This window comes from Arthrobacter sp. HS15c (genome assembly GCF_040812005.1).
In the GTDB taxonomy this organism is placed as follows: domain Bacteria; phylum Actinomycetota; class Actinomycetes; order Actinomycetales; family Micrococcaceae; genus Arthrobacter.
Window position 1 is genome coordinate 177,151 of sequence record NZ_JBFOHM010000002.1, and the last position, 20,678, is coordinate 197,828.

A 20,678-nucleotide genomic window follows, 5' to 3' on the forward strand; every position below is an offset into this window, starting at 1 on the left:
GACTTCCTAGGCTTTGACGGTACCGATCGGGGCCGTGACGGCGGACGTGAGGCGGATGAGATCCGCGGGCGCCAGTTCGATGTCCAGCCCGCGCCGCCCGCCCGAAACCAGCATGGTCTCCAGGGTCTCGGCGCTGCCGTCAATCACCGTGGGTGAGGGCTGCCGCTGGCCCAGCGGCGAGATTCCGCCGAGCACATAGCCCGTGCGTCGTTCGGCCGCCTTGGGATCCGCCATGGCCGCCTTCTTCGCATCCAGGGCAGCTGCGAAGGCCTTCAGGTCCAGGTTGCCGCTGACCGGAACCACGCCTACTGCCAGCCGGCCTTCCACCTCCACCATCAGCGTCTTGAACACCCGGGCTGGTTCTATGCCGAGGGCTTCGGCGGCTTGCGTTCCGTAGCTTGCCGCGGACGGATCGTGGGTATACGGGTGCAGCACAAAGGGAACGCCGGCCGCGGTCAGTACCGCGGTGGCCGGCGTTCCCTGGGAAGTGCTTTTGCGCCCCATCTTTTGGGTGCTGCCTAGCTGTGCAGCCGGGACGAGGCGGCGACCTTGCGCTTGATGCGGCCGAGCATGGCGGTCATGCCGCGCATCCGCAGCGGCGTGATGGCCCGGGTGAGGCCCAGCAGTTCAGGCATGTCATCGGGAACCGCGAGGATTTCCGCTGCGCTGAGCCCGTCGAGTCCCTCATGGAGCACCCCGGCGAAACCCCGCGTGGTGGGGGCTTCGGGCGGCGCCTTGAAGTAGAGCCGGATGGCGCCGGCCGAACCGGCGTCGTGCTTTTCCGTCTCAATGGTCAGGAACAGCGGCGACTGGCATTCCACCACCTGCTCCAGGAGCTCGGGGTGGTTTTTCAGGCGGTCCGGCAACTCCGGCAGTTCGCGCGAGAACTCGAGCAGCAGCTGCAGCCGTTCGGGCTCCGTGAGCGCCTGGAAGTCGTCGACGATTTCCGCCAGTGAGGCGGGCAAGGCATGAGTAGTCATCTACTCCAGCTTACGCCGGGACGGAGCCGCGCTCAGCACCCTTGACGATGGGGACGCGCACGGCGTTGCCCCACTCGGTCCAGGAGCCGTCGTAGTTGCGGACGGTGTCAAAGCCCAGCAGGTACTTGAGGGCGAACCAGGTGTGGCTGGAACGCTCGCCGATCCGGCAGTACGCCACCACGTCATCGCCTGCGGTCAGGCCTGCCTCGCCGAGGTACAGGGCTTCGAGCTCCTCGCGGCTGCGGTAGGTCCCGTCCGCCGCGGCAGCGCGTGCCCACGGAATGGACGCCGCCGTGGGGATGTGGCCGCCACGGAGCGCGCCTTCCTCCGGGTAGGCGGGCATGTGGGTGCGCTGTCCCGTGTATTCCTCGGGGGAACGAACGTCGATCAGCGGCTTGCCGAAGTGTGCCAGCACGTCCTCTTTGAAGGCGCGGATGGGAGAGTCGTTGCGTTCCACCACCGGGTAGTCACCCGCGGCCGGGGCAGTGGTCTCTGTGGTCAGGTCCCTGCCTTCGGCGATCCACTTGTCGCGGCCGCCGTCGAGCAGCCTGACGTCTTCGTGGCCAAACAGGGTAAAGACCCAGAGGGCGTAGGCAGCCCACCAGTTGGACTTGTCGCCGTAGATGACCACGGTGCTGTCGCGGGAGATGCCCTTGGCTGCGGCCAGGGCGGCGAAAGCCTCACCGTCCACGTAGTCGCGGGTCACCTCGTCGTTAAGGTCGGTGTGCCAGTCGATCTTGACTGATCCGGGGATGTGGCCGGTCTCGTAGAGCAGGACGTCCTCGTCGGACTCCACTACCACCAGCTTTCCATCGGCCACGGCGCCGCTTTCGAGGGCGGCGGCGAGCCATTCGGTGGAAACCAGGCGCTCGGGACGGGCGTAGGCGGCGAACTTTTCGTTCTGTTCAACTGGGTAGGACAAGGTGATGGCCTTTCATTGAAACGTACGGCGGACCTGCAGGAGGATGCTGGGAACCTGCTTCAACACTAGCCACGGCGGGCAGTGAAGTCCGCTGTTGCGTTAACAGAGGGAAATATGGCCTTCGTCACGTCCGTTGCAGGCCGGTGCTTTGGCGGGGAAGCCGTGCCGCATTGCCGGTATCCTTTCTGGGGACAACCCACCAGCAGAACGGACCACCTTGGTACAGATCGAACAGCTTGCCGCCCGCACTCCGGCAGTTTCGGTGGATGAGCTCCTCAAGGGCTTTTTTCCTTCACCGCGGTTTGGCCAGGTCTCCTTCGCCAGCTACCGCCCGGACCCCAAGCAGCCCAGCCAGGCCCACGCCGTCCGGGAACTGGAGGGCTTTGCGCACGGAGTGGGCGCCGGGAATGGTGGCGGGCTGTTCAAGAAGCTGTTTGCCAAGAAGGACACCTCCCGCGCCGGCATCTACCTTGACGGCGGATTCGGCGTGGGCAAGACCCACCTCCTGGCATCGCTGTGGCACGCAGCCCCGGGGCCGAAGGCTTTCGGCACGTTCGTGGAGTACACCAACCTGGTGGGGGCCCTCTCCTTCCGCAAAACGGTGGAGGCGCTGAGCCACTACAAGCTGGTCTGCATCGATGAGTTTGAGCTCGATGATCCGGGCGACACCGTGCTGATGTCCCGGCTGATGCGTGAACTGGCCGACGCCGGCGTGAAACTGGCCGCGACGTCCAACACCCTTCCGGGTTCACTGGGTGACGGCCGGTTTGCCGCCGTCGACTTCCAGCGTGAAATCCAGGTCCTCGCAGACCAGTTTGAGGTCATCAGGATCGACGGCGAGGACTTCCGCCACCGCGGCCTGCCCACGCCGCCGTCGCCGCTGAAGAACAGCGAGCTCGCGGCCCAGATGAAGGCCGAGTTCGACGGCAAGACCGTGGCGCAGGACGAATTCAGCACGCTGATCAACCACCTCGCCGGTGTGCACCCGAGCCGCTACCGGCAGCTGATCGACGGCATCGACGGCGTGGTGTGGCGCAACGTTGAAACCATCACCGAACAGGCAGTGGCCCTGCGTTTTGTGGTGCTGGCCGACCGGCTGTATGACAAAGACGTGCCCATCCTGGCCAGCGGGGTCCCGTTCGACCAACTGTTCACCGACGAGATGATGCACGGCGGCTACACCAAGAAGTACTACCGCGCCGTGTCCCGACTGACAGCCCTTGCCCGCGAGGGCCAGAACCACGAGCCGTCCTAAACGCAGGGCCGCCCGGTTCCTGGCCTCCCCGGCCTAAAGATTGGGGCAGGCCCTTTCGTGTCGACTCCGTCGCCACGTAGGGACCCTGCTGCCCCACTCTAGGGGCACTTCGACACGGACATGCCGCCGCGGTGGCCAGCTTCCCGGGTTTCGCCGCCCAAAGTGCCCCACGACGGCGGGACTCACCATCAGTCCTGCGTCCTGCGGTCCTTGAGAACCCAGCGCACCAGCAGGCCGGCTGCCAGCGCCCAGAAGGCGGCGCCGATGCCCGCAATGCTGAGACCCGAGGCAGCAACCAGGAATGTCACGGATGCAGCAATCCGTTCCTCCGCCACCGCCAGCGCGGACGACACCGAAGCTGCCAGGGTGCCGATCAGCGCCAGCCCGGCAACTGCCTCCAGAAGGCCCGGGGGAGCGGCGCTGACCAGCGTCACCAGTGCTGCTGAAAACAGTGCGAGCACCAGGTAGGCCAGGCCCGAGGTGAAGGCCGCGATCCAGCGGCGGCTCCTGTCCGCGCCCGCTTCGGAGCCGGCGGCGAGGGCAGCACTGAGGGCCGCCAGGTTCATGGCGTGGCCGCCGAAAGGTGCGCTGAGCATCGTGCCGGCGCCGGTCACCAGCATGGAGGGTGCCCACGGCGTGGTGTAGCCAAACGACTTCAGCACCGCCACACCGGGAATGTTCTGCGACGCCATGGTCACGATGAACAGCGGCAGGGCGATCCCGGCGATGGCCTGGACGCTGAATGCAGGAGCCGTCCACGTGAGAGCGGGAAGGTATCCACCCTCCAGCTTCCCTGCGCCACCCGTGGCCAGATGGATGGCTATGACGGCCAGGGCCACCGCAAGCGAGGCGGGTACGGACCAGCGGGGTGCGAACTTGATCATCAGGAGCCAGCAGATGATGACCGGAGCCGCCTGTTGGGGGCTGGTTCCCAGCGCGGTGAACGGCGCCAGGCACAGCGACAGCAGCACGCCGGCCAGCATGGCCTGCGCCAGCGAGGCGGGAATACGCGCCAGCAGCCTGCCGAGCGCCGGAATCAGCCCGGTGAGGCCGATCAGCACCCCTGTCACCAGGAAGGCTCCGACGGCGGCCGGCCAGCCGCCGTCGACCGTTCCGGCTCCCGCCAGCAGTGCCGCTCCCGGCGTGGACCACGCGAGTGTCACCGGAACCCTGGAGCGCCAGGAAAGCCAGAGGACCCCGACACCGAAAACGAGGGTGAGGGCCAGCAGGCCCGATGCCGCCTGGGCAGGCGTGGCGCCCACGGCCCGGAGTCCGGCCAGGACCACCGCGAAGGATGACGTAAAGCCCACCAAAGCCGTCATAATGCCCGCGCCGACCGGCTGCGACAGGTGGCGGGACCGGTTGGCGGTGCCGGCGGGGACGGTTGGTGAGGGATGTGGCATATCTGGCAGGTTACCGGCTGCGGCCGGGTTGCCTGTAAGCGGCGTTAAACGCCAAAGGCGCGGGTGCCGCCTCCCGGCGGGACCCGCGCCCCCTTGACGTGCTAGGGCAAAGCCCTGGCCAAATCCTTTTTACGGAGCCCTGTCGACCGGCGGAACCTGCTCGGCGGCAGGTGCAGCACCGGGGGTTCCGTTCTTGTCAACGAGCTTGGAAGCGCCGTCCTGGATCTTGTCCACGTGACCTGCGTACTTGCCGCCGGTCTTTGTGTCGACAAAATCGCCGGCCTTGGTGATGCCGTCCTTGATGGCCTGCTCGTTGCCATGGATAAGACCTTTAGCCTTGCCCTTAAGATCGTCAATCAGTCCCACGAGCACCTCCCTTCAATCGCGGAGCCAGGTCGCTCCTCCGCAACCGATCCTAGCCCTGTCTCCTGGAGGTGCCAAGGTGCTGTGACAAAACCTGTCAAACGGCGAAATGTGGCGGGGCAATAAAAAAGCAGCTCCGGTGGGAGCTGCTGCTAGTGGGCGATACTGGGATCGAACCAGTGACCTCTTCCGTGTCAGGGAAGCGCGCTACCGCTGCGCCAATCGCCCGGAACCGGAAGACCGGTTTATTGGGATGTGTTCTTGTAAAGAAGAGAGCGGACGACGAGATTCGAACTCGCGACATCCACCTTGGCAAGGTGGTGCTCTACCAGCTGAGCTACGTCCGCGTATGAAGTGCGCCGGCCGGGGCCAGACGAACTGCATGAAGCAAGTTTCCTTGCTTGGTGGGCGATACTGGGATCGAACCAGTGACCTCTTCCGTGTCAGGGAAGCGCGCTACCGCTGCGCCAATCGCCCATTGCCATCCGGGATTAACCGGAAACCATGGTTTTCACCGAGGTGGGTACGGGATTCGAACCCGTGTATACGGCTTTGCAGGCCGCTGCCTCGCCTCTCGGCCAACCCACCGTGTAAGCGCCGGTTCGTAAGAGCCATTGCCGTGACAGTGTCCTGCGAGCGGACGACGAGATTCGAACTCGCGACATCCACCTTGGCAAGGTGGTGCTCTACCAGCTGAGCTACGTCCGCATTTATTGGCGTGATTCCCTGCCGTTTGGGCATTTCCTCGCGTTCCAACGAGTAAGAACTCTATAGGAGGTTCAGGGATTCTCCAAATCGGGGGTGCCCGGCGCTGCCCGGATGCCCCTGGATCCCCGGAATCTAGGGAAATTTTCGAATTACAGGCCTGTAATTCACGTGGTGCGCCGTTTGAGTTGGCGCCCGATTTCGGATTCGGCCCATGGTGGGCTAGCATTCAAATGCATCGGGGCGATTGGCGCAGTGGTAGCGCGCTTCGTTCACACCGAAGAGGTCACTGGTTCGAACCCAGTATCGCCCACCGATAACCGGTCCGTTTCCGCTCCTAAGGAGCGGAAACGGACCTTTTTTATGCCCGGGTTCCTGCGCCGGCCATTCTGTCAGCCCCTTGTGAAAGAGTCTTTGTATGACTGATCCGCTTCTTGCCCACGCCACCGAATACGGCCGCATGTACGCGCGCTCCACGTCTGAGCCGTTCACTGTCCCGTCCATCACCACGGTGATCGGCCAGCAGCCGCACGGACTGGACGGCTGGTTTGGCTACATGGGTGCCAGCAGCCTGGCAAAGGATCCGCTGCTGGCGGACTGCCTCGGCAGCCCGGCCAAGATCCGCCAGGCGGTCAACCGGGCGGCGAAGGCCGCCGAAACGTACCGCGATGAAGCCGCCAAACGCGGAGACCGCGTCCACAACTACTGCGAGCAGGTGGCGCTCCGTGCCCTGGGCCGTCCGCATGCCATGAAGGAAACCCGGGAGGCGCTGGCCGCCAACGGGGAGGAAGCCTTTGCCGTGCGGTTCGACGAGTGGTGGGAGCTGTACCGGGTGGAACCCATCGCCCCGGAAATCACGGTCTGGAACAAATCAGTCGGTTACGCGGGCACGCTGGACCTGGTGGCGAAGATCAACGGCAGGATCTGCGTCATCGACTACAAAACCAAGGGCACCACCCGGGACGGCACCGTCAAGCCGCTCGATGACAAAGTGGTCATGCAGCTGGTGGCCGGGATGAAGGCCGAGGAAAGCCTGGTGGACCCGGTGGCCGGGGCATGGGAGCCCTGGAAATACGGTGAGAACCCCGTCCTCCTGGCAGTGGCCATTGGCGAAACGGAAGTGCGCCCGGTCCGTGCCAACCCGGACGTCCTGAAGCACCACTGGTGGAAGTTCTGCGCGCTGCGCCGCGTCTGGGAGCTTTCCGCCGACACCATCAGCGCCGGCACGGCCCTCATCCCTGTCCCGCCGCCCCTGCCGGCACGGACTGCCTAGCCTCCTGCGCACCGCCTAAACTGGATTGGTTCCCCATCCGCCAACCGTAAGGAAAGACAAGTACATGGCCATTCTGAATATCCGCATCATCGGCGACCCTGTGCTGCGCACAGTGGCCGATCCCGTGACGGAGTTCGGGCCTGAGCTGGCCAAGCTGGTGGCGGACATGACCGAGACCATGGAAGACGTCGAGGGCGCCGGCCTGGCCGCGCCGCAGATCGGCGTCAGCCAGCGCGTCTTTACCTACCGCGTTGGCGGCGTGGACGGCCACATCGTTAATCCGGTCCTGGAAAACAGCGACGACTACCAGCCGGACCACGTGGAAGGCTGCCTGTCCATCCCCGGGCTGGGGTTCCCCGTCCGGCGCTTCCGGGCCACCAAGGTCACCGGCGTTGACCTCCACGGCAATCCCGTCACCGTCGAGGGCGAAGGCATGCTGGCGCGCTGCTTCCAGCACGAGACCGACCACCTGGACGGCATCCTCTACACCGACCGGCTGGAGGGCGAGGACCGGAAAAAGGCCCTGCGCTCCATCCGCAACGCCAACTACGACGCCATCACGGAGCAGACGACGGCGAAGCGGGCCAAGACCGTCGGATCCAGTTTCGGCGGGGCCAGCTTCGGTGCCGCGGCTCCGGGTGCTTCTGAATGAGGGTACTGTTCGCCGGCACCCCCGCGGTCGCGGTGCCCTCGCTGGACGCCCTGGTGCAGGCGGGCTTCGACGTCGTTGCAGTCCTGACCCGCCCGGACGCGCCGGTGGGACGCAAACGCGTGCTCACGCCGTCGCCCGTTGCACAGCGTGCCGCCGAACTGGGCATTGACGTTATCCGCGCCGCCAAGGTGGACGCGGATGTCACGGCAAGGATCGCGGCCGTCAGCCCGGACGTCGCGGCCATTGTTGCCTACGGCGGTCTGATCCCCCCGGCAGCCCTGGACATTCCGCGGCACGGCTGGATCAACCTGCACTTCTCGCTGCTGCCTGCTTGGCGCGGCGCCGCCCCCGTGCAGCGTGCGGTGATCGCGGGCGACGACGTCACGGGTGCGGTGACCTTCCAGCTGGAAGCCGGCCTGGATACCGGGCCCGTGTTCGGAACCCTTACCGAGAGCGTCGGCCCCGAGGACACCGCCGGGCGGCTGCTCGAGCGGCTCTCCCACAGCGGTGCCGTGCTCCTGGCCCAGACCCTCTCCGCCGTCGACACCGGCAAAGCTGCCGCGCAACCGCAGCAGGGAGACGTTACCCTGGCCCCCAAACTGACCCTCGACGACGGCCGCCTCGACTGGCACCAGCCCGCCCTGGCCATCGGGCGGCGCGCCCGCGGGGTCACCCCCGAGCCCGGCGCCTGGACAACCCTCGACGGACAGCGGGTCAAGCTGGAACCCGTCCGGCTGCGGCCGGACGCCACGGACGTCGCCCCCGGCGCGCTGGTGCTTGACGGCAAGAGCGTCCTGGTGGGCACCGGCTCCCATGCGGTGGAGCTGACGCGGATCCAGCCCGCCGGCAAAAAGATGATGGCCGCGGCCGATTGGGCCCGCGGCATGGCTTCCCTTGAAAGCGTGGTGTTCGAATGAGCATGTCCGGCGGAAACACAGGCGGCACCGGCCGCGGCGGCAACGCCGGCGGCGACGGCCAGCGCAGCAGCGGCTCACAGCGCGGCAGAGGCGGCGGCGGACAGCGGGACAACAGCCAGCGCAACGCGCAGGGCCGGGAACGCAACCGCCCGGCGCAGCGGAGCTTCACCGAAAACGCTCCGGCGCAGCGGACCCGCCGGGCCGATCCCGCCAGGCTGGTGGCCTTCGAAGTCCTCCGCGCCGTCGCTGCGGAGGACGCCTACGCCAACCTGGTGCTGCCGTCCCGGATCCGCCACCACGGGCTGGACAAACGCGACGCCGGATTCGCCACGGAACTGAGCTACGGCGCCCTCCGCGGCCAGGGCACGTACGACGCCGTCCTGGCCCGCTGCGTTGACCGGCCGCTGGACCAGCTGGATCCGGCCATCCTCGATGCCCTCCGGATCGGGACACACCAGCTGCTGGCCATGCGAGTACCGGCCCACGCCGCCCTGGACCAGACCGTTGGCCTGGCCCGTGCCGTGATCGGCGCCGGCCCGTCCGCGCTGATCAACGCGGTGCTCCGGAAGGTCACGGCGCACACGCTCGAGGAATGGCTGGACCTGCTGGTCGCCGGCGAAACCGACGAGACCAAGGTCTCCTCCATCAGGTACGCGCACCCCGAATGGATCGTCCGGGCCATGCGCCAGTCGCTCGTGGCCCACGGCCGGTCCGCCGCCGAAATCAACGATCTCCTGGAAGCCGACAACGCGGCCCCGGTGGTCAACCTGGTGGCCCTGCCTGGACTGGGAAGCCTCGACGAAGCCCTCGAAAACGGAGCCACCCCGGGGGAACTGGTGGAAGGCTCGGCCCTCTCCAGCGGCGGCGACCTCGGCCGGCTGGCATCCGTGCGTGAGGGCAGCACCCGCGTCCAGGACGTCGGCTCACAGCTCGTGGCCCGCGCGCTGGCAGCCGTGGACCTGGACCCCGGCGCCGGACCGGAAACCTGGCTGGACCTCTGCGCCGGACCCGGCGGCAAGGCCGCCCTTCTCGGTGCCCTGGCCAATGCCCGGGGTGCCACCCTCCTGGCGAACGAACCGGCCCCGCACCGGGCGAAACTCGTCAGCCAGGCCTTGTCAGCCGTCCCCAGGGACGCCTGGCGCGTCCGCACCGGCGACGGCCGGGAGGTCGGCACCGAGCAGCCCGAATCCTTTGACCGCGTCCTGGTGGATGTCCCCTGCAGCGGACTCGGCGCGCTTCGCCGCCGTCCGGAGTCCCGCTGGCGCCGCACGCCCAAGGACCTCGCAGACCTTGGGCCGCTGCAGCGTGACCTGCTCAAGTCGGCCCTCGCAGCAGTCCGCCCCGGCGGTGTGGTGGCGTACGTGACGTGCTCGCCGCACCCCGCCGAAACCACCGCCGTCGTCACCGATGCCCTGCGGAAGCGCGACGACCTCGAACTGCTGGATGCCGGCGCGGTCCTGGACAGCGTCAGCCTCACCGGCAACCTCGGCGCCGGGCACGGGCTGACCGCCCAGCTCTGGCCCCACGTCCACAGCACGGACGCCATGTTCCTCGCCCTGATCCGTAAAAAGGCCTGACCAGTGAAAGGGTCACCCATGACGCAATGCTGCATCAACCCGAGCATCCTCTCCGCCGACTTCGTCAACCTCGAAGCCGAGCTGCACCGCATCAGCAATGCCGACGCCGTGCACGTGGACGTGATGGACAACCACTTCGTTCCCAACCTCACCCTCGGCCTGCCGGTGGTCCAGCGGATCCAGGCCGTCAGCCCGGTGCCGCTGGATGCCCACCTGATGATCGCCGACGCCGACCGCTGGGCACCCGGGTTCGCGGACGCCGGCCTCGCGTCTGTCACGTTCCACGCCGAGGCATCGATTGCCCCCATCAAGCTGGCGCGCGAACTCCGGGCCCGGGGTTCGAAGGCAGGCATGGCACTGCGGCCAAGTACGCCGGTGGAACCCTACCTGGACATGCTGGCCGAACTGGACATGCTGCTCATCATGACGGTAGAGCCCGGATTCGGCGGCCAGGCGTTCCTGGACCTCACGCTCCCGAAGATCCGCCGGGCCAGGGCAGCGATCGACGGTTCCGGGATCGGTGTGGCCATCCAGGTTGACGGCGGCATCACCGAGGAAACCATCACCCGGGCAGCCGAAGCAGGAGCCAACGTCTTCGTCGCCGGCTCCGCGGTGTACGGCGCGGAGGACCCGGCGGCGGCCATCGAACGGCTGCGTAAAGCAGGCAGTCAAACGTTACGCGCGGGGTCGCCGGAATAGTCAGGCCACCTTCATGGTTGTGGCAGAATAGCAACACACAATACGTGCTCCGGGGTCGGTGTAAGTCCGAACCGGCGGTGACAGTCCGCGACCCGCGAGCCGGCGCTATCCCCATCCAGGGAAGGAACCGGCGGACGGTTGAACCGGTGAAATTCCGGTACCGACAGTTAAAGTCTGGATGAGAGAAGCACGTACAGCTGTATCTGCGGCGTCTTTTGATGCCGCAGCCTTCTGCTGTCGTATACCCCCGGAGCCATCGCGGTTCTAGAGGGAAGGAACGACAACACACATGAACCCCTTGCGATGGCTCTTCGACGCCCTGACTCCTCACGGCGTGGAATCCGGCCAAGCCTGCCCGGCGGTCCTGCCATGACCGCGCCCACACGGCTGCAGGCCCCGGCGCCCAACGAACAAAGAGTGACCGCCTTCAGCCCGGCGGAAACATCCGCCATGGATGCAGCACTGGAAGCAGCCCTGCGCGGGCCGCGCGGCGCGAACCCCCTGGTGGGCGCCGTCGTCGTTGATTCCGCAGGCAAGCATCTGGTGACCGGCTACCACCGTGGCGCCGGGACCGCACACGCCGAGGCCGACGCGATCGCCCAGGCGGCTGCGGCCGGCCTGGACCTGCGCGGCGCCACCATGCTGGTGACGCTCGAACCGTGCAACCACGTCGGCCGGACCGGGCCGTGCGCCCAGGCCATCATCGAAGCCGGCATCACGGATGTCATCTACGCCGTGGACGATCCCCACGACCCGGCAGCAGGCGGCGCGGCCACGCTCCGCGCAGCCGGCGTCAGGGTCCGCAGCGGCCTCGCCGCGGGGGAGGCCCTTGAGCTGAACCGCCAGTGGTTCCAGGGTGTTGCGGCGAAACGGCCGTTCGTGACGCTGCACATCGCGCAGACGCTCGACAGCCGCATCGCCGCCGAGGACGGGACCAGCCAGTGGATCTCCTGCCCGGAATCACTGGCCGACAACCACGGTCTCCGCGGCAGGATCGACGCCATCCTGGTGGGCACCCAGACCGTACTCGTCGACAACCCGCGGCTCACCGCCCGCGACGCGTCAGGTGCCGTGTCCGGCAGGCAGCCCCTCCGGGCCGTGATGGGCCTGCGGGACATTCCGGCGGACGCCGCTGTTTGGGGCGACGACGGCCGGGTCCTCCACCTGCCCACCCGTGAACCGCACGAAGCCCTCTCGCAGCTGTACGCGGCGGGAATCCGCCACGTCATGGTGGAGGGCGGCTCCCGGATCCTCAGTGCCTTCCTGGCGGCCGGCCTCGTTGACGAGCTGATCGTGTACCTGGCCCCCACGCTGCTGGGATCCGGGACGCCTGCACTGAACGGGCTCGGGATCACCACGTTGGCGGACGCCCAGCAATGGGACTGGGACCAGTCCGACGGCGGCGCTGTCAGGACCCTCGGCCGGGACCTCCGGCTGCACCTCCGTCCCCAACACACTCCAACTTTGGAACCACAACCGCACTCTGAACCACACGCGCGCCTGGGCGGCGCCGAACCAGCCTTGGGAGGCCACTGATGTTTACCGGAATAATTGCCGAACAGGGACAGGTCCTGTCCGTGGAACGGGACGGCGACACCAGCGCCACCGTCAGGCTGCACGCCCCCGCCAGCACCGAGGGCCTCGCACTGGGCGGCTCCATCGCCGTGAACGGCGTGTGCCTGACCGCCACGCAGATTGACGGCAAGGATTTCAGCGTCGACGTGATGGGCGAAACCCTGGTCCGCAGCACCATCGGCGAACTCGCCGCCGGCGACTCCGTCAACCTTGAGCGGTGCGTCCAGGCCGGCGGCCGCCTCGACGGCCACGTTGTCCAGGGCCACGTCGACGGCGTCGGGCAGCTCGTGGAGCGCGAGGCGCTCGGAAACTGGGAACGGTTGCGGTTCGCTGTCCCAGGCAACCTCGCCCGGTACATCGCCGAAAAGGGTTCCATCGCCATTGACGGTGTTTCGCTTACCGTCACCGCCGTCAGCCCGGCCCCGGAACCGGAGCCCTGGTTCGAAGTGGGACTGATCCCCACCACCCTCGCCGAAACCGGACTGGGTGCCAAAACCACCGGCAGCAAGGTCAACCTTGAGGTGGACGTCCTCGCCAAGTACACCGAACGGCTGCTGGCCTTCAGCACCGGCGCAGCCACAGGAGGAACCCGATGAACGGCACCGCCCACCTCGAGCCGGCAACGGACGCCGCCCTGGGACTTGACCCGGTGGAGGACGCCATCCGCGCCATGGCCGCCGGCAGGCCCGTCCTGGTGGTGGACAATGAGGACCGAGAAAACGAAGGCGACATCATCTTCGCCGCCCAGCATGCCACTCCGGCGCTGATGGGCTGGACCATCCGGTACAGCTCCGGCGTCATCTGCGTCCCGCTGTCCGGGGAACGCGCCGATGACCTGGCGCTGCCGCCGATGGTCGCGGTGAACCAGGATTCCAAGGGCACCGCCTACACGGTGTCCTGCGACGCGGCAGTGGGCGTCAGCACCGGCATCTCGGCCACGGACCGGGCCCTGACAGCACGCATCCTGGCCGACCCCGCCGCGGGTCCGGCATCGGTGACCCGGCCCGGGCATATTTTTCCGCTGCGGGCCGTTAACGGGGGAGTGCGGGAACGCCCCGGCCACACTGAAGCGGCCGTGGACCTGTGCCGGCTGGCCGGCCTGGAGCCGGTGGGCGTGATCGCGGAAGTTGTGTACGACGACGGTGAAATGATGCGGTTGGACGGGCTCCGTGCCTTCGCTGCCGAACATGGTTGCCCCCTGATCTCGATCGAAGATCTGGTGGCCTACCTTGAGGCAGCGGGCACACCCGCCCACAGTGGTACCCGGGCAGGAAACCCGGGCGGAGAAGAGGAGAAACGATGACGGCTTCCGGGGTTACGGGCAACACCCACCACAGCAGCCAGCACGCGCAGGCGGGCAACGGAAAGGTCCACCATCCGGTCAGCGGCGGGCCAATCGTGCAGCTGCCGACGGCGTTCGGCGACTTCATCGCCCAGGCCTGGACCGATCTCGTCACCGGCGCCGAGCATCTCTCGGTCAGTTCCCCCAACCCGCCCCAGGACGGCAAGGCTCCCTTGGTCCGGCTCCACTCGGAGTGCCTCACCGGTGACATCTTTGGGTCCTACCGCTGCGACTGCGGCGAACAGCTGGCCTATGCCCTGGAAATGATTCACGCGTATGGCGGCACACTGCTGTACCTGCGGGGGCAGGAAGGCCGCGGGATCGGGCTGGCCAACAAGATCAAGGCCTACGCCCTCCAGGAGGCCGGTTTCGACACCGTGGAAGCCAATGAGCAGTTGGGCTTGCCGGTGGATGCACGTTCCTACAGCGCGGCCGCGCAGGTCCTGGCGGAGATGGGCCTGCACGAGGTCCGGCTGCTGAGCAACAACCCGGACAAGCAGAACAGGCTCGCCAAGGCGGGCGTGAAGGTGGTGGAGATGGTCCCCACCGAGGTGCCCTCACGCGACCAGAACATCCGCTACCTGCAGACCAAAAAGGACCGCATGGAGCACCGGCTGACGCTGGATACCCATGTGGTGGCGGTGCCCGGCTCCGCGCCCGAAACTTTCCAGCACGAACAAGACTGAAGAACGGAATCAACATACCCATGAGTGGCCACGGCGCACCCGATATCGACCTCACGACCCTCAACCCGGCGGAAACGTCGCAGCTCAGGCTGGCCATCGTGGCCGCCAGCTGGCACACCCAGATCATGGACGGACTGCTGGACGGTGCGCTCCGCGCCGCCAAGGACGCCGGAATCGGCGAACCCACCGTCCTGCGCGTCCCCGGAGCCTTTGAGCTGCCGGTCGCCGCAGCACGGCTGGCACCGCACTTTGACGCCGTTGTCGCCCTCGGCGTGGTGATCCGCGGCGGCACGCCGCACTTCGAATACGTCTGCGAGGCGGCGACGTCGGGCCTCACCAACGTCAGCGTCGCCACCGGCGTGCCGGTGGGCTTCGGCGTCCTGACCTGCGACACCGAGCAGCAGGGCCTTGACCGCGCGGGACTGCCCGGATCCAGCGAGGACAAGGGCCACGAGGCCGTCACCGCTGCGCTGGCCACCGCCGTGGTGCTCAAGCAGTACGCGTAGCACGCTGACGGGCGCGGTGTGTCTTCACTCACATCGCGCCCGTCATGCAACGGCCCGACAGGCGCCCTCCGGCCCGCAGCAAGTAGGCTGTAGGGCGTGAAGAATTTCGAGACGCTGTTCGCTGAACTGAGTGAAAAGGCAGCCACCCGCCCGGCAGGCTCCCGCACCGTCGCTGAATTGGAGTCCGGAGTCCACGGCATCGGCAAGAAAGTCGTGGAAGAAGCGGCCGAAGTATGGATGGCTGCTGAGTACGAATCCGATGAAGCCGCGGCCGAGGAAATCTCCCAGCTGCTGTACCACCTGCAGGTTCTGATGCTCGCCAAAGGCCTGACCCTGGAAGACGTCTACAAGCATCTGTAGCCACTGCGGCAGCGGCTGGCATCACCAGTCCTGTCCCCGCGTGGCCCGTTTGCCTGACCAACAGACCTCCCAACCTAGAAAGACCCCCCATGCTGCGAGTAGCCGTCCCCAATAAAGGCTCCCTGTCCGAAGCCGCCTCCGCCATGCTGTCCGAAGCCGGCTACCGCCAGCGCCGCGACACCCGCGAACTGGTCATGGTGGACCCGGACAACGACATTGAATTCTTCTTCCTGCGCCCCCGCGACATCGCCGTCTACGTCGGGCAGGGAACGCTCGACGTCGGCATCACCGGCCGCGACCTCCTGCTGGACGCCGAGGTGGAGGCTGAGGAACTGATGCCTCTGGGGTTCGCCGCCTCCACGTTCCGTTTCGCGGGCCCGGTAGGGGACTTCGCCGGCGTCGAGCAGCTCGAGGGCAAGCGCCTCGCCACCAGCTACGACGGCCTGCTCCGCGGCTACCTTGCCGGGCTCGGTATCAAAGCCAAGGTGGTCCGCCTCGACGGTGCCGTTGAGTCCTCCGTGCGCCTGGGCGTCGCGGACGCCATTGCCGACGTCGTCGAAACCGGCAACACCCTCAAGGCCGCCGGGATGGAGATCTTCGGCGAACCGATCCTCAAGTCCGAGGCCGTGCTGATCAAGCGCACCGAAGAAGGCGGCGCCGCGAACGGCACCGCCAAGGAAATCGAAGTCCTCATCCGCCGCCTCCAGGGCGTCCTGGTGGCCCGCCAGTACGTCCTGATGGACTACGACATCCGCAAGGAACTGGTGGAGCAGGCCGCAGCGCTGACCCCCGGCCTGGAATCACCCACGGTCTCGCCGCTGCGCGATTCGGACTGGGTGGCCGTCCGCTCCATGGTGCCCAAGAAGGAAACCAACCGGATCATGGACGAGCTCTACGACCTCGGCGCCCGCGCCATCCTCGTGAGCAGCATCCACGCCTGCCGCATCTGAGCCTCCCGCCGGGTTCCACGGCACAGCAGAATCAACAGAGAATTCCAGGAGTACCCATGGCTGTAGCTGTACGAGTCATCCCGTGCCTCGACGTCGACGCCGGTCGTGTCGTCAAGGGCGTCAACTTTGAAGGACTACGCGACGCCGGGGACCCGGTGGAGCTGGCGCACCGCTACGACAACGCCGGCGCCGACGAACTGACTTTCCTGGATGTCACCGCGTCCTCCGGCAACCGCGAAACCACGTTCGACGTGGTCCGCCGCACCGCCGAGGAAGTCTTCATCCCGCTGACCGTTGGCGGCGGGGTACGCGGTGTGGCGGAGGTGGACAAGCTCCTGCGCTTCGGCGCCGACAAGGCCTCCATCAACACGGCCGCGGTGGCCCGCCCTGACGTCATCGACGAAATCACGCGCCACTTCGGATCGCAGGTGCTGGTTCTCTCGGTGGATGCCCGCCGCACACGCCCCGGGTCCCAGCCCACGGCGTCGGGCTTCGAAGTGACAACGCACGGCGGCCGTACGGGCACGGGCATCGACGCCATCGCCTGGGCGAAGGAGGCCGCGGACCGCGGGGTGGGCGAAATCCTGCTGAACTCCATCGACGCCGACGGCACCAAGGACGGCTTCGACCTGGAGCTGATCCGCCTGGTCCGCGCAGCGGTGCGGGTTCCGATCATCGCCTCAGGCGGTGCGGGGGAGCCGGCGCACTTTGCCCCGGCCGTCGCCGCCGGAGCGGACGCCGTGCTGGCCGCCTCGATCTTCCACTGGGGCCCGGACGACATGATGTCCCAGGTCAAGCAGGCCATCCGGGACGCAGGCTTCGAAGTCCGCTGATCCTCATTCGTTGACCGGGCAGGTCGTCGGTGATCGAGCCTGTCGTCGGTGATCGAGCCTGTCGAGATCTGGTTTCGACGGACTCAACCACCGGAGTGAGCTACAGGCCCACTTCGGCTGACTGGAGGAGCGCGACGGCGTCGGGCTGGCCTTCGAAGGTGACCAGGGCGTGGCGTGTGCGGCCGTGGGCGTGCATCAGGAGTTCGCCGGGCTCGCCGACGATCGCCACCGATACGGGGGCGCGCTTGGCCACGTGCCGCGGGCCGGAGGGCCGGACCAGGACGATGCCCAGGTCCACGCCCCGGTAAAGGATGGCGGCACGCTTGATCAGCTCGTCCCAGAGTGCGTCCGAGTAGGCTTCGTCGAGCTGCCGGGGAGCCCAGCGGTCCACGGCACGGCGGATGTCCTCGGTGTGGACGAAGTACTCAATGAGGTTGGAGCTTTCGTCCAGGGCTTTGATGTTCATGGGGGACAGCGCCGGCGGACCTGCCCGGAAGGTGTTCACCAGCCGGGTGTAGTCATCGCCGGTCTTCAGCTTCGCGGCCAGCTTGGCGGTGGCTTTATCCGAGGCTTTGGAGAGGCTCTTGATGATGAGGCCCAGTCCCACGGCGGCCTTGCGTTCGCGCAGGTAAAGGTGCGCGGCAAGGTCCCTGGTGCGCCATCCTCTGCAGAGGGTGGGGGCATCAGGGCCGGCCGCCAGCAGGGTTTCGGCCAGGACTTCTCGGGACGGATCGACGAAATGCATCACTTGTGAAACTAGCACGACACCGGGGAAGTTGGGCAGCAGAACCGCCAGCCCGAACGTGCCGTTGTTCACACACCGGCCGGGTCCCTGCAGAGGCACTAGACTTGGTCTGATGTCTGAGCAGCCCGCCCCCGCCCCAGCCCCCGGATCGCCCCTGCCCGCACCCGCTGCGGCCGCCCCGGCAGCGACCCCCGAAGCCAGCCCGCTTCCCGCTGATCTCGCCGCCGCGCTCAAGCGGGACAGCGCCGGGCTGGTGGCCGCCGTCGTCCAGCAGTTCGACACCAACGAGGTGCTCATGCTCGGCTGGATGGACGACGAAGCGCTGCACCGCACCATGACCAGCGGCCGCGTCACGTTCTATTCCCGCTCCCGCCAGGAGTATTGGCGCAAGGGCGACACCTCCGGCCACGTCCAGTGGGTCAAGTCCGTGGCCATGGACTGCGACGGCGACGCCCTCCTGGTGCGCGTGGACCAGGTCGGCGCCGCATGCCACACGGGGACCCGCACCTGCTTCGACGGCAGGGGCCTTGAAGTCCAGACCGGCACCGCGGTCTGACCGCCGTCCCTGGCGTAACTTTCCGGGCGGGAGACCGGCCCGCGTCTAAAACATACTTTCGGCAGCATACAACTGACGCCCTCCACCGGCGTCGAAGAAGAACAGGCGGAGAAGCATAGCCATGCAGGACCTTGGAATCATCAGCCCGGGCCTCGAGGAGTTCCGCGAACTCGCAGGCAGCAGCCGTGTCATTCCCGTCCGCCTCAAGGTGCTGGCGGACGCGGAGACCCCGATCGGCCTCTACCGGAAGCTGGCCCAGGGCCAGCCCGGCACGTTCCTGATGGAGTCCGCGGCGGTGGGCGGGACCTGGTCCCGCTACTCGTTCATCGGTGCCAAGTCGCGCGCCACGCTCACCACCAAGGACGGCAACGCGCACTGGCTGGGACAGCCGCCCGTGGGTGTCCCCGTGGACGGCAATCCCGTGGACGCCATCCGGGACACCATCGAGGCCCTCCGCACGGACAGGTTTGACGGGCTGCCCCCGTTCACGTCCGGCCTGGTGGGCTTCCTGGGCTGGGAAACCGTCCGGCACTGGGAACGGCTGACCAGCCCGCCCGAAGACGACCTGCACCTGCCCGAGATGGCCCTTAACCTGGTCACGGACATGGCCGTGCACGACAACGTGGACGGCACTGTCCTGCTGATCGCCAACGCCATCAACTTCGACGGCAGCTCGGACCGCGTGGACGAGGCCTGGCACGATGCCGTGGCCCGGGTCAAAGCCCTGCTGACACAGATCAGCACGCCCGTGGCCCAGCCGGTTTCCGTCCTGGAGCCCGCCGCGCTGGACTTTGCCTCCAGCGTGCAGGAACGCTGGGACGAAACGGACTACCTTGCCGCCCTGGACCGAGGCAAGGAAGCCATCATCGACGGCGAAGTCTTCCAGGTGGTGATTTCCCGCCGCTTCGAGATGGAGTGCGGAGCGTCGCCCCTTGACGTGTACCGGGTGCTGCGCAACACGAACCCCAGCCCGTACATGTACATCTTCAGCCTCGAGGACGCGGACGGCCGGGAGTACTCCATCGTCGGATCCTCGCCCGAGGCACTGGTGACAGTGACCGGCGAGGAAGTCATCACCCACCCGATCGCCGGCTCACGCCCCCGCGGGAAGACGGTCGAGGGGGACAAGGCACTGGCCGAGGAACTCCTGGCCGACCAGAAGGAACGCGCGGAGCACCTCATGCTGGTGGACCTGTCCCGCAACGACCTCTCCAAGGTCTGCGTCGCGGGGACGGTGGACGTCACCCAGTTCATGGAAGTGGAGCGGTTCAGCCACATCATGCACCTGGTCTCCACCGTGGTGGGCAAACTGTCACCGCAGGCCAAGGCTTACGACGTCCTGAAGGCCACGTTCCCGGCAGGCACCCTGTCCGGGGCGCCCAAACCGCGGGCGCTGCGCCTGCTCGACGAACTGGAGCCCCACCGCCGCGGCATTTACGGCGGCGTGGTGGGCTACCTGGACTTCGCCGGTGACATGGACATGGCCATCGCCATCCGCTCGGCACTGCTCCGCGAAGGACGTGCCTACGTCCAGGCCGGCGGCGGCATCGTGGCGGACTCCGTCAACCCCACCGAAGCCCTGGAAACCGTGAACAAGGCTGCCGCCCCGCTGCGGGCCGTCCACACCGCCGGTTCCCTGCACAACATCTCGGCGGAGACCATTCCCGACGCCGGCACCACCACACAGGCGGGCGCCTGATGCCGGTTCCGGACGTCACGGCCGGCAACATGTCCAAAGCCGCGGGCACCCCGGCCTGGGCCCGCAAGTCTACGTTGGTCCTCCTGGTCGCGGTGCTGGCACTGGCCGTGTTCGGCACCACCACGCAGACCTGGATCTCGGTCACCCTGGACCCTGACCAGGTGGGCCAGGCCGGGAGTGCCCAGACGGCCCTGCAGGTGCAGGGGAGCAAGGCGGCCACCACGGTGACGGCGCTGGCCCTTGTCGCCCTCGCCGGCGGCCTGGCCGCGGCCATCGCCGGACGGATCGCGCGCTGGATCATCACGGCCATCATCATGCTGGCTTCCGCCGGCATCGTGGCCGCAGCAGCCACCGTGCTGGCTGACCCGCTGTCCGCCGCGCAGGGCTCCATCGCCGCCGCCACGGGCGTCACCGGAAGCAGCGCCGAAGTGAGCGTGACCGCGTTCCCCGCGATCGCCGTCGTCGTCGGTGTCCTGCTCGCCTTGGGCGCCCTGCTGATCATTCCGGCGGGCCGTTACTGGAAGTCCCGGACAAAGTACGACGCACGGACCTCGGGCAGTGCAGCGGCCGCGGGACCCGTTGACGAGATCGACAGCTGGGACAGGCTGTCACGCGGAGACGACCCCACCTGACCGTGCCAGGCCGCCGGGCCGGTCACATGCCCTCCCACGGGCAGCCGA

General features: G+C 67.4%; 23 protein-coding genes, 6 tRNA genes and 1 riboswitch. Of the genes, 18 read left to right on the top strand and 11 right to left on the bottom strand.

Annotation, left to right across the window (positions count from 1 at the left end):
- Positions 1 to 6 precede the first annotated feature (6 nt).
- Genes ybaK through ABV518_RS03805 form a run of 3 tightly spaced genes read right to left on the bottom strand, consistent with a single transcriptional unit; the run spans position 7 to position 1,902 of the window.
- On the bottom strand, positions 7 to 504 hold the full coding sequence (gene ybaK, locus ABV518_RS03795) for a Cys-tRNA(Pro) deacylase (RefSeq protein WP_367765474.1): 498 nt from the start codon (positions 502 to 504) through the stop codon (positions 7 to 9).
- Between the two features lie 14 nt (positions 505 to 518).
- Positions 519 to 980, bottom strand: coding sequence for a SufE family protein (locus ABV518_RS03800; RefSeq protein ID WP_367765476.1), 462 nt, complete (start codon positions 978 to 980; stop codon positions 519 to 521).
- A gap of 10 nt (positions 981 to 990) precedes the next feature.
- Positions 991 to 1,902, bottom strand: coding sequence for a sulfurtransferase (locus ABV518_RS03805; protein ID WP_367765478.1), 912 nt, complete (start codon positions 1,900 to 1,902; stop codon positions 991 to 993).
- Positions 1,903 to 2,119: 217 nt separating this feature from the next.
- On the opposite strand from ABV518_RS03805, the gene zapE reads away from it, so the two are divergent.
- The gene (gene zapE, locus ABV518_RS03810) at positions 2,120 to 3,157 is read left to right on the top strand and encodes a cell division protein ZapE (RefSeq protein ID WP_367765479.1); all 1,038 of its coding nucleotides are present in this window, start codon (positions 2,120 to 2,122) and stop codon (positions 3,155 to 3,157) included.
- A 188-nt stretch (positions 3,158 to 3,345) separates the two neighbouring features.
- Here zapE and ABV518_RS03815 read toward each other — a convergent pair whose 3' ends face one another.
- The 7 genes from ABV518_RS03815 to ABV518_RS03845 form a co-directional block, all read right to left on the bottom strand.
- Positions 3,346 to 4,560 carry a benzoate/H(+) symporter BenE family transporter gene (locus ABV518_RS03815; protein WP_367765480.1) on the bottom strand — a complete coding sequence of 405 codons (1,215 nt, stop codon included), beginning with the start codon at positions 4,558 to 4,560 and terminating at the stop codon, positions 3,346 to 3,348.
- A 129-nt stretch (positions 4,561 to 4,689) separates the two neighbouring features.
- Positions 4,690 to 4,926, bottom strand: a complete 237-nt coding sequence (locus ABV518_RS03820) for an antitoxin (RefSeq protein ID WP_367765481.1) — start codon at positions 4,924 to 4,926, stop codon at positions 4,690 to 4,692.
- Positions 4,927 to 5,079: 153 nt separating this feature from the next.
- A tRNA-Val gene (locus ABV518_RS03825) sits at positions 5,080 to 5,151 on the bottom strand.
- Positions 5,152 to 5,197: 46 nt separating this feature from the next.
- A tRNA-Gly gene (locus ABV518_RS03830) sits at positions 5,198 to 5,270 on the bottom strand.
- Positions 5,271 to 5,325: 55 nt separating this feature from the next.
- A tRNA-Val gene (locus tag ABV518_RS03835) sits at positions 5,326 to 5,400 on the bottom strand.
- A 40-nt stretch (positions 5,401 to 5,440) separates the two neighbouring features.
- Positions 5,441 to 5,511: transfer RNA gene (locus ABV518_RS03840), tRNA-Cys, on the bottom strand.
- Positions 5,512 to 5,558: 47 nt separating this feature from the next.
- A tRNA-Gly gene (locus tag ABV518_RS03845) sits at positions 5,559 to 5,631 on the bottom strand.
- Positions 5,632 to 5,869: 238 nt separating this feature from the next.
- Between ABV518_RS03845 and ABV518_RS03850 the strand changes: the two genes are divergently transcribed.
- From ABV518_RS03850 to hisF, 14 genes are all read left to right on the top strand, one after another.
- A tRNA-Val gene (locus tag ABV518_RS03850) sits at positions 5,870 to 5,941 on the top strand.
- Between the two features lie 105 nt (positions 5,942 to 6,046).
- Positions 6,047 to 6,901 (top strand): cytochrome, encoded by an 855-nt coding sequence (locus ABV518_RS03855; RefSeq protein ID WP_367765483.1) that lies wholly within the window; start codon positions 6,047 to 6,049, stop codon positions 6,899 to 6,901.
- 64 nt (positions 6,902 to 6,965) lie between these two features.
- Complete coding sequence (def, locus tag ABV518_RS03860; protein ID WP_367765484.1) at positions 6,966 to 7,553, top strand: peptide deformylase; 588 nt, start codon at positions 6,966 to 6,968, stop codon at positions 7,551 to 7,553.
- Complete coding sequence (fmt, locus tag ABV518_RS03865; RefSeq protein WP_367765485.1) at positions 7,550 to 8,470, top strand: methionyl-tRNA formyltransferase; 921 nt, start codon at positions 7,550 to 7,552, stop codon at positions 8,468 to 8,470. Before def ends, fmt begins: the two co-directional genes overlap by 4 nt.
- Positions 8,467 to 10,047 (top strand): RsmB/NOP family class I SAM-dependent RNA methyltransferase, encoded by a 1,581-nt coding sequence (locus tag ABV518_RS03870; RefSeq protein WP_367765486.1) that lies wholly within the window; start codon positions 8,467 to 8,469, stop codon positions 10,045 to 10,047. The genes fmt and ABV518_RS03870 overlap by 4 nt, the downstream gene beginning before the upstream one ends.
- 18 nt (positions 10,048 to 10,065) lie before the next feature.
- Positions 10,066 to 10,746, top strand: a complete 681-nt coding sequence (gene rpe, locus ABV518_RS03875) for a ribulose-phosphate 3-epimerase (protein ID WP_131134303.1) — start codon at positions 10,066 to 10,068, stop codon at positions 10,744 to 10,746.
- Positions 10,747 to 10,786: 40 nt separating this feature from the next.
- Positions 10,787 to 10,941, top strand: a riboswitch (FMN riboswitch).
- A 174-nt stretch (positions 10,942 to 11,115) separates the two neighbouring features.
- On the top strand, positions 11,116 to 12,282 hold the full coding sequence (gene ribD, locus ABV518_RS03880; RefSeq protein ID WP_367765487.1) for a bifunctional diaminohydroxyphosphoribosylaminopyrimidine deaminase/5-amino-6-(5-phosphoribosylamino)uracil reductase RibD: 1,167 nt from the start codon (positions 11,116 to 11,118) through the stop codon (positions 12,280 to 12,282).
- The gene (locus tag ABV518_RS03885) at positions 12,282 to 12,917 is read left to right on the top strand and encodes a riboflavin synthase (protein ID WP_367765488.1); all 636 of its coding nucleotides are present in this window, start codon (positions 12,282 to 12,284) and stop codon (positions 12,915 to 12,917) included. Before ribD ends, ABV518_RS03885 begins: the two co-directional genes overlap by 1 nt.
- Positions 12,914 to 13,624, top strand: a complete 711-nt coding sequence (gene ribB, locus ABV518_RS03890) for a 3,4-dihydroxy-2-butanone-4-phosphate synthase (RefSeq protein WP_367765489.1) — start codon at positions 12,914 to 12,916, stop codon at positions 13,622 to 13,624. The genes ABV518_RS03885 and ribB overlap by 4 nt, the downstream gene beginning before the upstream one ends.
- Positions 13,621 to 14,349, top strand: a complete 729-nt coding sequence (gene ribA, locus ABV518_RS03895) for a GTP cyclohydrolase II (RefSeq protein WP_367765490.1) — start codon at positions 13,621 to 13,623, stop codon at positions 14,347 to 14,349. Before ribB ends, ribA begins: the two co-directional genes overlap by 4 nt.
- Before the next feature lie 20 nt (positions 14,350 to 14,369).
- Positions 14,370 to 14,855 carry a 6,7-dimethyl-8-ribityllumazine synthase gene (gene ribH / locus ABV518_RS03900; protein WP_367765491.1) on the top strand — a complete coding sequence of 162 codons (486 nt, stop codon included), beginning with the start codon at positions 14,370 to 14,372 and terminating at the stop codon, positions 14,853 to 14,855.
- A 96-nt stretch (positions 14,856 to 14,951) separates the two neighbouring features.
- Positions 14,952 to 15,215, top strand: a complete 264-nt coding sequence (locus ABV518_RS03905; protein WP_028270786.1) for a phosphoribosyl-ATP diphosphatase — start codon at positions 14,952 to 14,954, stop codon at positions 15,213 to 15,215.
- A gap of 89 nt (positions 15,216 to 15,304) precedes the next feature.
- Positions 15,305 to 16,165 (top strand): ATP phosphoribosyltransferase, encoded by an 861-nt coding sequence (hisG, locus tag ABV518_RS03910; RefSeq protein ID WP_367765492.1) that lies wholly within the window; start codon positions 15,305 to 15,307, stop codon positions 16,163 to 16,165.
- A gap of 56 nt (positions 16,166 to 16,221) precedes the next feature.
- On the top strand, positions 16,222 to 16,998 hold the full coding sequence (gene hisF / locus ABV518_RS03915; protein ID WP_131134310.1) for an imidazole glycerol phosphate synthase subunit HisF: 777 nt from the start codon (positions 16,222 to 16,224) through the stop codon (positions 16,996 to 16,998).
- Positions 16,999 to 17,098: 100 nt separating this feature from the next.
- On the opposite strand, the gene ABV518_RS03920 is transcribed toward hisF, so the two are convergent.
- On the bottom strand, positions 17,099 to 17,743 hold the full coding sequence (locus ABV518_RS03920) for a TIGR03085 family metal-binding protein (protein WP_367765494.1): 645 nt from the start codon (positions 17,741 to 17,743) through the stop codon (positions 17,099 to 17,101).
- Positions 17,744 to 17,855: 112 nt separating this feature from the next.
- Between ABV518_RS03920 and hisI the strand changes: the two genes are divergently transcribed.
- The 3 genes from hisI (at position 17,856) to ABV518_RS03935 (ending at position 20,630) form a co-directional block, all read left to right on the top strand.
- A complete protein-coding gene (gene hisI, locus ABV518_RS03925; protein WP_131134312.1) occupies positions 17,856 to 18,299 on the top strand; it encodes a phosphoribosyl-AMP cyclohydrolase in 444 nt (147 codons plus the stop codon).
- A 121-nt stretch (positions 18,300 to 18,420) separates the two neighbouring features.
- Positions 18,421 to 19,998, top strand: coding sequence for an anthranilate synthase component I (locus tag ABV518_RS03930; protein ID WP_367765495.1), 1,578 nt, complete (start codon positions 18,421 to 18,423; stop codon positions 19,996 to 19,998).
- Positions 19,998 to 20,630: a Trp biosynthesis-associated membrane protein gene (locus ABV518_RS03935; RefSeq protein WP_367765496.1), complete on the top strand. Its 633-nt coding sequence runs from the start codon at positions 19,998 to 20,000 to the stop codon at positions 20,628 to 20,630. The genes ABV518_RS03930 and ABV518_RS03935 overlap by 1 nt, the downstream gene beginning before the upstream one ends.
- Positions 20,631 to 20,678: the final 48 nt, after the last annotated feature.